Source organism: Fusobacterium ulcerans, from assembly GCF_003019675.1.
Lineage (GTDB): Bacteria > Fusobacteriota > Fusobacteriia > Fusobacteriales > Fusobacteriaceae > Fusobacterium_A > Fusobacterium_A ulcerans.
Genome location: NZ_CP028105.1, coordinates 1,156,514 through 1,169,881 on the forward strand (window position 1 = coordinate 1,156,514; position 13,368 = coordinate 1,169,881).

The 13,368-nt window shown below is 31.4% G+C and carries 12 protein-coding genes; all 12 read right to left on the bottom strand.

The window, feature by feature from the left end:
- Positions 1–873: an N-acetylneuraminate lyase gene (nanA, locus tag C4N20_RS05225; RefSeq protein WP_005979644.1), complete on the bottom strand. Its 873-nt coding sequence runs from the start codon at positions 871–873 to the stop codon at positions 1–3.
- Positions 874–930: 57 nt separating this feature from the next.
- Complete coding sequence (locus tag C4N20_RS05230) at positions 931–1,386, bottom strand: NanQ anomerase/TabA/YiaL family protein (protein ID WP_005979646.1); 456 nt, start codon at positions 1,384–1,386, stop codon at positions 931–933.
- A gap of 90 nt (positions 1,387–1,476) precedes the next feature.
- Positions 1,477–2,385, bottom strand: coding sequence for an ROK family protein (locus C4N20_RS05235; RefSeq protein ID WP_005979648.1), 909 nt, complete (start codon positions 2,383–2,385; stop codon positions 1,477–1,479).
- Positions 2,386–2,401: 16 nt separating this feature from the next.
- A complete protein-coding gene (locus tag C4N20_RS05240; protein ID WP_005979650.1) occupies positions 2,402–3,370 on the bottom strand; it encodes an acetylxylan esterase in 969 nt (322 codons plus the stop codon).
- 20 nt (positions 3,371–3,390) lie between these two features.
- Entirely contained in the window at positions 3,391–5,244 is a 1,854-nt protein-coding gene (locus C4N20_RS05245; protein ID WP_005979652.1) for a TRAP transporter large permease, read from the bottom strand.
- Positions 5,245–5,276: 32 nt separating this feature from the next.
- Positions 5,277–6,269 carry a sialic acid TRAP transporter substrate-binding protein SiaP gene (locus tag C4N20_RS05250; RefSeq protein ID WP_005979653.1) on the bottom strand — a complete coding sequence of 331 codons (993 nt, stop codon included), beginning with the start codon at positions 6,267–6,269 and terminating at the stop codon, positions 5,277–5,279.
- A gap of 43 nt (positions 6,270–6,312) precedes the next feature.
- Positions 6,313–7,317 (bottom strand): substrate-binding domain-containing protein, encoded by a 1,005-nt coding sequence (locus C4N20_RS05255; protein ID WP_005979655.1) that lies wholly within the window; start codon positions 7,315–7,317, stop codon positions 6,313–6,315.
- A gap of 324 nt (positions 7,318–7,641) precedes the next feature.
- Positions 7,642–8,778 carry a cyclically-permuted mutarotase family protein gene (locus tag C4N20_RS05260; RefSeq protein ID WP_005979657.1) on the bottom strand — a complete coding sequence of 379 codons (1,137 nt, stop codon included), beginning with the start codon at positions 8,776–8,778 and terminating at the stop codon, positions 7,642–7,644.
- Positions 8,779–9,314: 536 nt separating this feature from the next.
- Positions 9,315–9,905 carry a ComF family protein gene (locus C4N20_RS05265; RefSeq protein WP_005979659.1) on the bottom strand — a complete coding sequence of 197 codons (591 nt, stop codon included), beginning with the start codon at positions 9,903–9,905 and terminating at the stop codon, positions 9,315–9,317.
- Positions 9,906–10,053: 148 nt separating this feature from the next.
- Positions 10,054–12,072 carry a sodium-translocating pyrophosphatase gene (locus C4N20_RS05270; protein ID WP_005979661.1) on the bottom strand — a complete coding sequence of 673 codons (2,019 nt, stop codon included), beginning with the start codon at positions 12,070–12,072 and terminating at the stop codon, positions 10,054–10,056.
- A gap of 90 nt (positions 12,073–12,162) precedes the next feature.
- Positions 12,163–13,182: an FAD:protein FMN transferase gene (locus tag C4N20_RS05275; protein WP_005979664.1), complete on the bottom strand. Its 1,020-nt coding sequence runs from the start codon at positions 13,180–13,182 to the stop codon at positions 12,163–12,165.
- A complete protein-coding gene (rpoZ, locus tag C4N20_RS05280; protein ID WP_005979666.1) occupies positions 13,151–13,366 on the bottom strand; it encodes a DNA-directed RNA polymerase subunit omega in 216 nt (71 codons plus the stop codon). Before rpoZ ends, C4N20_RS05275 begins: the two co-directional genes overlap by 32 nt.
- Positions 13,367–13,368: the final 2 nt, after the last annotated feature.

Sequence of the window (13,368 nt, forward strand, 5' to 3'; positions counted from 1 at the left end):
TTACTTAGCAAGGTATTTATCAAAAAGAACTTTAGCTCCAGCTACCTGCTCAGGAGTAACTTTTGCCATAGGTCTTCTGCAATATCCAGCATCTACACCTTGAAGTTTCATTATTTCTTTGATAGTTCCATATAATCCATTTGAAAGGATTCCTTCAATAAGATCATTTGTTACATGTTGAATTTCTAAAGCTTCAGCAATTTTTCCTTCTTTTGCTAATCTGAAAATTTCTTTTGCTCTCAATCCGTTTACGTTATAAGTACTTCCAATAGCTCCATCAATTCCAAGAACCGCTGCTGGAAGAAGCATTTCATCAAATCCTGCAAGGATTAATTTATTTGGATAAGCTTTTCTCATTCTTTCTAATAAGAAGAAGTCTCCAGCTGTAAATTTAACTCCAATTATTTTTTCATTAGCAAACAGTTCTCCAAATTGAGCAACTGACATATTTACTCCTGTTAAGAAAGGAATTGAGTAAATAATCATGTTATTTCCAGTTTCTCTTACAATTGTGAAATAGTATTCTTTAATTTCTTCAAAGCTGAATTTATAGTAAAACGGAGTTACAGCTGAAAGACATTTATATCCTAATTCAGTTGCATATTTTCCTAACTCTACAGATTCAAATACATTGATGCTTCCTACTTGTGCTATAAGCTGTACTTGATCTTTAGCTTCATCAATAGCTATTTCAAATACTCTTTTCTTTTCTTCAGTAGAGATCATGAAGTTTTCTCCAGTACTTCCACCTACATATAATCCATCAACTTTCATATTATCAATATTATGTCTTACTATCTCTCTTAATCCTTTTTCATTTATAGATCCATCCTCATTATATGGTACCATTAAAGCTGAAAATATTCCTTTCATTTGTTCCTCCTAATATATTTTTATTTTTTATTAATCACTAAAAATTAAGCCAAGAAATTAAACCAACACTTTGTATATTACCTTTGTTATCTCTTTTATTTCTCCAACTTTAAGTAATGCCATGTGAGGTTCATCTGGAAAAAACATTATAAACCTATCTTCTGTTACATGAAATACATTTTTTAATTCTCCATCATATAATTCGTAGTCTCCCTCAGAATCATATTCCTGCTTCATCGTTACTTCTGAACGAGGAGTATATCCCAAGTTCTCTTCTCCTGATATGACTATATGTATATCTATATATTTTTTATGTCCTTCAAAGAAGCCATCTTCTATTTCTTTTGTCATTGCACAGCTTGGATAATTAAAATAAAGATTATCTCCATCTATGACATTTTTCCCTGGAGTACCTTTTTTATACTCTCCATTAACTATATATTCTATTGCTCTGTCAAGATTTTCAGATATTCCCTTATACTGATTTAGGTCTTTTATTTCACCATATATCATTTTTATCTTCCTTTCAATCTTTTGTTCTCGTGAACATTTTATTTTAATTTATACCTTTTTAGGTGTTTTGTCAATCTTTTTTTATTTTTATTATTGAAGCTTCCCTGTCTTTTTAAGCAAAAGATATACTGCTCCCAACATTCCAGCATTATTTCCAAGTTCTGCAAATCTTATAGAAAGATTCTTTTTGTAATTTACTCCAATTTTTGATGTGAGACTTTTATTTACTCTTTCAAGAAGATAGTCTCCCTGCTTTGTAACTCCTCCACCAATAACTATAAGAGATGGATTGAAAATATATGTAATAGTACTTAAACCATCTGTAAGATAATCTATCCATTCTTCTACTATCTCTTTAAATACAGTTTCTCCTGCTCTCTCTCTTGCAAATATCTCTTTTCCATTTAATTTAAGTCCTGTTTTTTCTCTGATCATTCTGACTAAAGCTGTAGCTGAAGCATATCTCTCGTAGCACCCTTTTTTTCCACACATACATTCAAGTCCATTCTTTATTATCTGTATATGTCCAAATTCTCCTGCTACACAAGTATCTCCTCTCAGGATATCCTCATTCATGATAATCCCTCCTCCTACACCTGTTCCAATAGTTACACATATAAAATCTTTTTTGCCTCTTCCTGCTCCCAGCCATTTTTCACCAAGGGCTGCACAGTTTACATCATTTTCTAAAACTGCTGGAAGAGAAAATTTTTGTTCCAATTTTTCTACTAAATTAGTTCCTATCCACCCAGGAATGATATCATTCCCTCCTATAACTTTTCCAATACTTCCATCTATCTGACCAGTACCAGAAACAGCTATTCCTAAAAGTTCCTCTTTTGAATAAAGTTCCACTATATCAGATATTTTCTGGAATAGATTATCTACACCTTTTTCAGCTTCTGTAGGTATTTCTCCTCCAGCAGATATCTCTCCATTTAGAGATATCAGTCCATATTTTATCATTGTTCCACCAATATCTATACCTGCTATCTTCAATTTTTTCTCCTTGTTTCTAATCATTCAAAAGTTCCATAGCCCATTTTATATTTTCATCCTGTAATCCATTGAGCATATCCTCATGTCCATACTCTGGAAATATCAAATGTTTTTTTCTGCATAGTAATTTATTATATACAGCAAATTGGGTAGATGGAGGACATACTTTATCCATAAGTCCAGTTGTCATTACAACATCAGCTTTTATCCAGTGAGCCATATTCTGAATATCAATATATCCCAGATTATTAAAAAATTCCTCTTCTCTTTTATGCTGTGGATCTCTCTGCCTGAAGTAATCTTTTATTTCTTCATAAGCAGCTCCTGTATCCATATTCCAGCATCTCTTATAGTCACTTAAAAATGGATATACAGCAAAAACTTTTCTTATATTTTTATTTAAAGCTGCTAGAGCTAAGGCTATTCCTCCACCTTGAGAATAGCCCATTGCTCCAATTTTTTCAGTATCTATATAATCAAATTCCATTACAATATCTGCCAGAGTGAGAGCATCTAAAAATACTTTTTTATAATACAGATCCTCTGGTTTCATAACTCCTCTTATGAGATTACAGTTTCTAAAATGATTCTCAGCACCAAAACTATCTGTAGAATCTCCCATCTGACCTCTGCATTCCATAGAAAATACTGCTATTCCACAAGCTACATAGGGAAGTTTGTAAGTCCAATCTTTACTGCAACCTCCATAACCATGAAATTCTATTATTCCAGGAATTTTTCCCAATATATTTTTAGGCTTCAAAACTTTCACATGTATAATTGCTTCCTCTTCTCCTTGAAAAAACATGTCATAACATTTACAAAAAGGAGTTTCAAATTCATTTTTTTCTATTCTTACATTAACAGGAAGTTTCTTCCTCTTTTTTAGTATATCTGACCAGTATTCATCAAAATTTTCAGGTCTTTTACTGCTTCCGTGATATTTTTTTAATTGCTCTAATGGCATATCTACACTTAATGGCATTTTGAATTACCTCTCTTTTACTATCCACCCATTATTAAATTAGGAAGGAATGTTATTATTCCAGGGAATATAGTTATAAATACCAGTGTTATAAATATTGGTATCAAGAATGGAAGTACACCTTTAGTTACAGTACTTACAGACATTTTTCCTACCTGTGCTACCACAAACAAAGCCATTCCCATAGGAGGAGTAAGTATTCCTATCATCATATTCAGTGTTGTCATCACTCCAAAGAATACTAAGTCTATTCCCACTTTATCTGCTACTGGAATAAGCATAGGAAGTACTAGGAATTGAAGAGCCAGTGCATCAATAAACATTCCTAGGAACAGTAATAATAGATTTATCATTACTAATACTGTCAATGGAGAACTTGCATATTTCATAAATCCTGCTGCTATTTTCATAGCTATCTGTTCTCTGGCAATCATATCCCCAAAGAATGTAACTGTTATTATCATTAAAACTGTAACTCCACTGATTGCCATAGCTTCAACACAATGTTTGAAGAAAGATCTCACAGTAAGCTCTTTATAAATAAAAGCTCCCAAGAAAACTGAATAAGCTGCTGCAACTACTGCTGCTTCTGTAGGAGTAAATAACCCCGAAAATATTCCTCCAATAATAATGAAAGGAGTCATTAAAGCCCAGAAAGATTTTTTAAAAGCTTCTACTTGTTCTTTAAAAGTTGCCTTTTTAGCTTTTTTATACCCTCTTTTTTTACATACAAAATAGTTCATTACCATTAAAGCTATTGTTGTAAGTACTCCTGGAACAAACCCTGCTAAAAATAATTTTGCGATAGATTGATTTGCAATTACTCCATATACTATCATACTGATACTTGGAGGAACCAGAGGTCCTATTATACAAGATGCTGCTGTTATTCCACCACAGATATCATCATCATATCCTTCATCTCTCATAGCTTTTATTTCCAATTGTCCAAGTCCACCAGCATCTGCTATAGCTGACCCTGACATTCCTGAGAAAATAAGAGAAGCAGCTACATTTACATGTCCCATCCCTCCAGTAAAATGTCCTAGAAGAGCTTTAGCAAAATTAAATATCCTTTCTGTAATTCCAGCCCCATTCATCAGTATTCCTGTTAATACAAAGAAAGGTACACTCAAAAGGCTGAAACTATTAAGACTATCTACTAATTTCGCAGAAGCAAAATATATTACATTCCACTTAGTAATTGAAAAGTAGAATATTGTTGCTGCCATAAGAGACCATCCTACTGGCACTCCCATAAAAATCATTACCAACCACACTGCAATAGTCACATATCCTGCTATTGGTCCAAACTTATAGTAATTAGCAAGTCTGAATAATCTAAATACTTTAGGATCGTATATTATCAATCCTATTATAATTATTAATGCAACTAAGAAAACTCCTGGATGTAGAACCACTTTTTTATTGTCATAATTTTCTTTATATGCTTGAAAGAAACGTATCATCATTAATACTGCTACAATAGGAAGAGCTATATACATCCACCCTGCTGATATTTTTAATGATACTAGCTCAAATATCCACTTTTTCTTATAAAGACTATTACCTAAATAACCCATAAAAATTATAGATATGAAAATTATTATCTGTACAATAGTGAAAGCTACTCTTTGCATTTTAGGAGAAAATCTGCTGCAAAGAAAATCTATAAGTACATGCTGTTGATTTCTTATTCCCATGCTGATTCCTAACATTCCTACATATACAAACAGCAGACTTGACAATTCTTCACTCCACATCAAAGGGGTTCCCAAAATTTGTCTTGCTGTTATCTGCATTACAAGTATTATAAACATACAGACAAAAAGTGTCCCACCTATCCATTCTTCTAATTTATTAAAAATTTTCATCTATTTTCCCACCTTGTCTCTTTATTACACATTTACTTTCCAGCTGCTGTTATTTCATCTACCGCCTGTTGACCAAGTTTTCCATTTTTCTTAATAAATTCGTCATAAACAGGTTGCATTTTAGCTTTGAAATCATCCAAGTTTGGTTCAGTTATTTTTACCCCATTCTTTACAAAGAAATCTTTCAAACTAGCTTCTTCATCTACGAATAATTTTGTATGATATTCTGCTGCTTCCTCAGCTGCATTTTTAACTACTTTTTGAAGATCTTCAGGAAGACTTTCTAAAGTTTCATTTCCAATTACATATAATTGGTCATTTAATATATGATTAGTCATTGCCAAATATGGCTGAACTTCATAGAATTTTTGAGCTCTTACTGCTGACAATGGATTTTCCTGTCCATCTACTGAATTTGTTTGAAGAGCAAGGTACACTTCTGAGAAAGCCATCGGTGTAGGAGCTGCTCCACTATATTTTGCAAAGTTTAAGTTAGAAGCTGCATTTGGAACTCTTAATTTCAATCCCTTCATATCCTCAATTGAGTTTATAGCTTTATTGGAAGTAGTTTGTCTAGTTCCATTATATGCTTGTGATAAAATAGTTATTCCCAAGTCATCATGTATTTTACTTATTAGATTTTTTCCAAATGTAGTATCAAAAGTTGCTTTGTGCACGTGGTCAAAATCTTTGATCATGTAAGGCAATACATATACTTCAGCCTCTGGAAAGAATATTGCAAATCTTCCAATCTCAGTAAATGAGAAATCTAAAGCTCCTCCTGAAACTTGTTCAAGCATACTTCTGTCATCTCCCAGCTGTCCATTTGGAAAAAGTGCTATCTCTATTCTTCCATTTGATTCTTCTTTTATTTTATTTGCAAAATATTCTGCTGCTTTATATTCATTAGATGCAGTACCTGGAACCATTCCCATTTTTAAATTATATTCTGCCGCAAATGCTGCTGTTGTCATTACTCCAAATAACATTGTTCCTAGTCCTAAAACTTTTAGTGTGTTTTTCATAAATTGAAACCTCCTGTTTTTGATTTATTTTTAATTTATGTTTTTAATCATTTAAGTTCTCATAAAAGATAATATGTGATTTTGAAATTTCCCAATTTCCTGTTTTTATATCTTCTTTATACAAAATATCAAACATTTTTTTTCCAGCATTGTATCCTTCAGTTGCTATTTCTTCCATTACTGTTGCTGTTATTATCTTATTCTTTATCATTCTTTTAATATTTTTTCCAATTCCATTTGTCACTATCATTTTATCATTTAGTGTTTTTTTAGATAATTTTTCAAAAATATCTTGTGCATATCTATTTATATATATTCCTTTTATCTCTTCTTTTTCACAAACTTCCTGTAAAAGTTTTATACTTTTTTCTATTCCATTTCCTTTTAAAGGCCCCACTATATCTATTTCTGTTTCCTTTACTCTTTCCAAAAATCCAGCAAGATACAATTTTGAAGATATTTTGTCATCTCCATTATCTACAATCAGAAGTTTTTCTCCTTTTCTAAGAAGCGCACTCATTATCCCTCCTGCTATTTTTCCCTGTTTCAAATGGTCAGGCCCTACATGAGGTATATCTTCATGAAGTCTTATTCCTAAAGAAATCACATTAGTTTTTTCCAAATGTGGTTTTAACATTTCATAAACTTTCTCTTTAGCCAAAGGTGTGATTATTAATCCATCCATATCTCCTGTTTTAAGAACTTTTTTTAGCTCTTCTAATTGACTCTCTGGATCATTGATATCACTAGTTATTATTTCTAATTGATAATTATATGCTTTAAATTCTTTTTCTGCTTCTGACAATCCTCTTATTATTTCCTGAGTATAGAATACATTTTTAGAATTGATAACTAAACAATAAACTTTTTTTGCTCTTTTTCCAGCAAGAGAACTTCCTATATAATTTTTCTCATAGTTCATTTCTTTTACCAATTCAAGTATTTTATTTTTAGTTTCTTCCTTTATTAGTGAACTTCCATTTATGGCTCTGGCAACTGTTGTTCTGCTGATTCCCAATTTTTCTGCTATTTCCTTTTGTGTAATCATAATAAAAATCACCTTCCTCAAAAATGTTCTCGTGTTCATTAATATAAATATAACTTTTATTCTTAAGTTTGTCAATGATTTTTTTAAGTTTTTTTAATACTATTTCAAAACAAAAAGTTCTTTATATAATCTGAATTCATTAGTGTATCCCAACTTATATGGGTTATTTATTAGAAATATTTATATTTTTCAACAAAAAAAGAAGAGAAAATTTAAGTAAAAAATAGATTCAATTTTAGAAATTTTTTAATAAAAAATTTATTAATATTTTCTAATTTTTTTCTTTTTTATCACTTAACTAGATTCTCTTCTTAAAATTTTCAACTATTTTTTTATTATAGTCCCTGTATACATCCTGTCAGTTCTTACACCTGGTTTTATTTCCCCATTTATTGAGAACACCTTATTTCCAACTAAAACCAATCCTTCTCCACATGGAGCATCAAATGGTAACTGCCCTATTGATTTCCATGAATCGCTATCTGAATTATAGATAAGTACTTCTCTATTCCAGTTAAATTCAGCAGGATCTGCTCCAAAATATCCAGCTTTGAATTTTGCTAGCTCCTCTCCTTTTAAAGAACCTAAGTTGGCTACTGCATTATCATACACCTCTTTATTAAATCCTCCAATTACCATCATCTCTTTCTCGTTTAATTTTACTGAAGATGCCCCAAGAAGAGATATTCCTTTTCCATTTAATTCTACAGATGCAGCTGGAGTCCATTCATTAGTTATAAAATCATATTTATATCCATCAGTATATGCAGTTGCGTCTCCTCCACTGAATACATATAACTTACCATCAAGTATCTGAGATACAGCTTGTGTTCTAGTAGCTGCTCCTGGTACAGGTGCTAATTCTCTTGACTGCTCTGTTGCAATATCATATTCATACATTTTATTTGTCGCTTTTCCATTTTGTTTTCCAGTTATAACATATAGTTTTCCATCTTTTTCCACTGCTGTTCCATTTTGTAAAGTGAAAGGTAAATCTCCTACTTTTTCTACATTTAATTTTCCCTTTTTCATACTTAAAAATAGTATATCATTATCTGCTTCTGTAGTAGCTGCTCCTCCAATATAATAAACTCCATCTTTAACCGTTACTGAGGCTCCATAACCAATTTCATTATTCAAATTAATATGTTCTACTACTTCTAATTTTCCATCTTTTTCTTTCAAAAGATATACATCAGAATAAAGTTTCTTCGCTCCTCCATTTAATACTGTATCATATGGAAAATTTGCTCCTCCACCAACTACTACATATTTTTCTTCAAGAACTCCTGATAATACCCCAGCAGTTCCTATATTTTTCTCAAATCCTTTTTGTGCAGGTAAATTACCAGCATGTTCCCAAGTTATTTTTCTTTCTACACCTGGCATCTTTACTTCAGTTGAAGTACATCCTCCTAACACTAATGCAGATAATATTGCTGCAAAAACAAATTTTTTCATCATAAACCTCCCACTTTATTTATGAAAATATCGTTCACTAACTGTATGTTAATCTAAAATTTAAAATTGTACTCGTGCTCATTAGTTGATAATAACTTTTTATTTTTATTTTGTCAACGTTTTTTTATTTTTTAGAACATAAGTGATTAAAATCGTACCATTTTTCTCAATATCTATTAAAAAAATATATATGTTTTCATCTGTTGAGTTTATTGAACTTTTCCTATACTATTTTATTTCATCAAAAGAAAAAAACAATCTTTTTATATACATTTTATATGATTTATTTTATAAAAAAGACTTTATTTTTTCTTAAAAATACTTTATTATTTCAATTTCAAAATTTTAAGGCAATAATCATTCTTTACAAACATATAAAAGTTTTTTTATTTGTTTAAATTTTTATAAAAAACATATAATTTTCTGAAAGGAAATTTGTGAAAAAATTAACACTTTTAAATCCCCCATTATTAAAATCGTTTTCTATTTTGAAATTTTCACAAATAAAAAAAGAGCCCTTTAAGAGCTCTCATTTTCTATTTATCTATACTACTTTTTGCAACTACTAATATATATATATTTTCTACATTCATATCATCTTTTAACAATGCACAAAGGCTTTTTAAAGTAGTTCCTGTGCTGTATAGATCATCTATAAGAAGGACACTCCCTTTTCTAGTAAGGTCTCTATTTTTTCTTATACTATTTTTAAAAAGATCTAATTTTTTTTCTACAGGAAGATTTTTTATTTCCTCTGGAGTTAGTTTGCTAAAAAAATCAAGAGATATTGGCTTGTTTACTTTTTCTCCTACCAATTTTACCAATTGAAATAATGGCTGTATTATTCTAGGCTTTGATGGTGGTACAGCAATTATCCCATCTATTTTATCAAGAAGACTCCATTCATCAGTTATATATCCAGCTACTTCATCCGCTATTTCCACTGCTTTAAGATAATCTTTATGATATTTCAATTCATTTAATGCTTTTCCTATTTCACTATATGTTACATCAAATTCTGGATATCCAAATATATCCTCACCCTTATATTCACTTTTAGTAGTAAAATAATCCAGAGCATATCCTTCATTCCATACCCCGTCTAATTTTATAGGATTTAACTTCATACCTGATGACCTCCTAAATACTTTTTATCTTATATATATTCTATCATATTTATTAAATAATTTGAACATGAGGTATACTTTTCATATAAATAAAAAAGAAGGACAACCATTCGGTTGTCCCCAAAGCATTTTATTTATTATAACATAATTACATAAATTTTACAAATAATGGTACTAGAACTAGTGAAACAATACTCATTAATTTGATAAGAATGTTAAGAGATGGTCCAGATGTATCTTTAAATGGATCTCCAACTGTATCTCCAACAACTGCTGCTTTATGTCTGTCAGATCCTTTTCCGTCTCCTTTGTATCCAGCTTCAATTTGTTTCTTAGCGTTATCCCATGCTCCACCAGCGTTAGCCATCATTATAGCCATTAATACACCAGTAACTAGAGATCCTGCTAATAATCCTCCAAGAGCTTCTACTGACCAGATTCCTACTGCTACTGGAACAACTATTGCAAGTATTCCAGGAAGTATCATTTCTCTTAATGAAGAATGAGTAGATATTTCAACACATCTTTTGTAATCAGGTTTTCCTTTTCCTTCCATGATTCCTGGGATTTCTCTGAACTGTCTTCTTACTTCTTCAACCATTTCCATAGCTGCTTTACCAACTGCTGTCATTGTAAGAGCAGAGAATAGGAAAGTAAGCATTCCTCCAATAAATAGACCTGCTATTACTTCTGGGTTTGTTACTTCAATAATGAAGTCAAATCCTGGAGTTGAAGTTTGTACTGCTTCTTTATAAGCTGCAAATAGAGATAGAGCTGTAAGAGCTGCTGATCCAATTGCAAATCCTTTTCCAACTGCTGCTGTTGAGTTACCAACTGCATCAAGTTTATCTGTACATTCTCTAACTTCATGTGGAAGCTCTGCCATTTCAGCAATTCCTCCAGCATTGTCAGCTACTGGTCCATAAGCATCAACTGCTACTACCATTCCTGTACTTGCAAGCATTCCAACTGCTGCTACAGAAATTCCATAGATTCCAGATACATCTTTAGAAGCCATATAAGCAACAATTATAGCTAAAGCAATAATAATTATAGGTGCAACTGTAGATTCCATTCCAACTGCTAATCCTTCAATTATAGTAGTAGCTGGTCCTGTTTTAGCAGCATCAGAAATTCTATTAACTGCTTTTTTACCAGTATCTGTATATAGTCCTGTGAAGTAAGCTATAACTAATCCTGCAACTAATCCTGCAACAATAGCATAGAATATTCCCATTTCTAATCCTAAATATTTAATTATTCCAAATGAAGCAACTAGTGAAAGGATTCCAGCTATTCTAGTTCCATTTTCTAATTTGTGATAAACTTCATCTGGATTATCAGTTTTAACTGTTAATGTAGCTAAGATAGAAGTAATAATTCCTAGTGCTGCTATTAGTACAGGGGCAATTAGGTATCCAAAGTTACCAGTTGCATGTGTTATAGTAGCTCCTATAGTCATTGCAGCTATAATAGATCCAACATAAGATTCAAATAAGTCTGCTCCCATTCCAGCAACGTCTCCAACGTTATCTCCAACATTGTCAGCGATTGTAGCTGGGTTTCTAGGGTCATCTTCAGGAATTCCTGCTTCTACTTTACCAACAAGGTCTGCTCCAACGTCAGCAGCTTTAGTGTAGATTCCTCCACCAACTCTTGCAAATAAAGCTATTGATGAAGCTCCCATTCCAAATCCAGTAACAATACTCATATCCCAATTGAATATGATTATCATGATAGATAATAAAAGCATTCCAAGTCCAACAACTGCAAGACCCATAACTGCTCCACCAGCAAATGCTACATCAAGAGCTTTTGAAAGCCCTCCTTCTTTAGCAGCTATTGAAGTTCTTCCATTAGCTTTAGTTGCTATTCTCATTCCAACATTTCCTGCTACAGCTGATGTTACAGCTCCACATATAAATGTTATTGCAACTTTAACATCTAAGAAAACTCCTAATAATACAGCTACTATTACTACGAAGTATACCAATATTTTGTATTCTGCTAGTAAGAAAGCCATAGCTCCCTCTCTGATAGCGTCTGTTATTTCCGCTACTCTTGGAATGTTAATTTGATAACTCTCCACTTTTTTAGAATAACCAAAGGCAGCAATCAATGCAAGTATCCCAGCAATTATTCCAACATAGATCAATGAATGTTCCATTACTTAATCCTCCTATATTAATTTAAATTACACACTACATTATATTTGAAAACTTAATTTATTACAAGCATTTTTATTTAAAAAGTGCTCTTATTTTTTAAAAAAATCAAGATTTTTTGTTTTTAATATATTCATATCTTTATCTACAACTAAAACCTTCATTTTTTTATCACTTTCAGCAAATTTCATAACTTTTTCTACTGGCATAGTAAAGAAAGCTGTTGAATATAAATCAGCTAAGAAAGCATCTTCACAGATAACTACTACCATCTTTTTATCTCTCACTGGAAATCCAGTAGTTTTATCCAAGATATGATGATATCTTTTTCCATTTATCTCTACATAAGTTTGATAATCTCCTGACACACCCATACCTTCATCATTAAGTTCTATAATTCCAAGTATTTCTTCTGGATTTTCAGGATTTTGTACACCTATTCTCCAAGGCTTATTTTCTGGTTTTGTATTTATTACATCTATACTTGATATAGTGGTTATAAAGGCACTAGTTATTCCAGCATCTTCCATTAATTTTTTAGCTCTCGCTACTGCATATCCTTTCAAAAAAGATCCTGTATCTATTTCATTTACAGGAGGTTCCATATATATCTTGTTGCCTTCTATTTTTACTTTATCAAAGTCTATTTCCTTAAGTGCCTGAGCTAAACATTCTTTTGATGGAATAGATATTTCACCAACCTCACCAAATCCCCACGCTTTCAATAAAGGACCTATAGTTATATCATATTTTTTATCTGAAAGTTCATATACTTCTCTCACCTTAGAAAAAAGCATAAGTCCTTCATCATCAAGTTCTACTGGAACAGTAGGATCTGAGTTTAATTTTCCTATTATACTAGTTTTTATTTTACTATTAAATTTATTGTCCAGTCGTTCTATTTCATTAAATGCTTCTTCCATTCCTGTTTTGGCTAATTTTTCATCTTTATCATAAATTGTTATTTTTACATAAGTTCCAAAGAGGAATTTTTCACTTTCGAATTTCTGCACTTTTTTTTCTGTACATCCTATAAAAATAAGTGGAAGCAGCAAAATCATCAAAAGTCTTTTTATCACACTATTCACCAGCTTCTTCTTCACCAAATTCATAACCTATTTTTCCATCAGCAATTTCTCTGAAGGCTTTTTTAATATCAGTGTCCTTTTTACTGCATTTAGTTAAGAGTGTTGCTCCCTTTCCTATTTCTCTGGCTCTTTGTCCACTGATTATTGTTAGTATATATTTGTTAGGTATCTTATCAAGTAATTCATCATAAACTATATCTTTTTTCATGT

Excerpts from the sequence above, each read along its gene's own strand:
- nanA (WP_005979644.1), bottom strand. The coding sequence starts at position 873 with ATGAAAGGAATATTTTCAGCTTTAATGGTACCATATAATGAGGATGGA.
- C4N20_RS05230 (WP_005979646.1), bottom strand. The coding sequence starts at position 1,386 with ATGATATATGGTGAAATAAAAGACCTAAATCAGTATAAGGGAATATCT.
- C4N20_RS05240 (WP_005979650.1), bottom strand. The coding sequence starts at position 3,370 with ATGCCATTAAGTGTAGATATGCCATTAGAGCAATTAAAAAAATATCAC.
- C4N20_RS05245 (WP_005979652.1), bottom strand. The coding sequence starts at position 5,244 with ATGAAAATTTTTAATAAATTAGAAGAATGGATAGGTGGGACACTTTTT.
- C4N20_RS05250 (WP_005979653.1), bottom strand. The coding sequence starts at position 6,269 with ATGAAAAACACACTAAAAGTTTTAGGACTAGGAACAATGTTATTTGGA.
- C4N20_RS05255 (WP_005979655.1), bottom strand. The coding sequence starts at position 7,317 with ATGATTACACAAAAGGAAATAGCAGAAAAATTGGGAATCAGCAGAACA.
- C4N20_RS05260 (WP_005979657.1), bottom strand. The coding sequence starts at position 8,778 with ATGAAAAAATTTGTTTTTGCAGCAATATTATCTGCATTAGTGTTAGGA.
- C4N20_RS05265 (WP_005979659.1), bottom strand. The coding sequence starts at position 9,905 with ATGAAGTTAAATCCTATAAAATTAGACGGGGTATGGAATGAAGGATAT.
- C4N20_RS05270 (WP_005979661.1), bottom strand. The coding sequence starts at position 12,072 with ATGGAACATTCATTGATCTATGTTGGAATAATTGCTGGGATACTTGCA.
- C4N20_RS05275 (WP_005979664.1), bottom strand. The coding sequence starts at position 13,182 with ATGAATTTGGTGAAGAAGAAGCTGGTGAATAGTGTGATAAAAAGACTT.
- rpoZ (WP_005979666.1), bottom strand. The coding sequence starts at position 13,366 with ATGAAAAAAGATATAGTTTATGATGAATTACTTGATAAGATACCTAAC.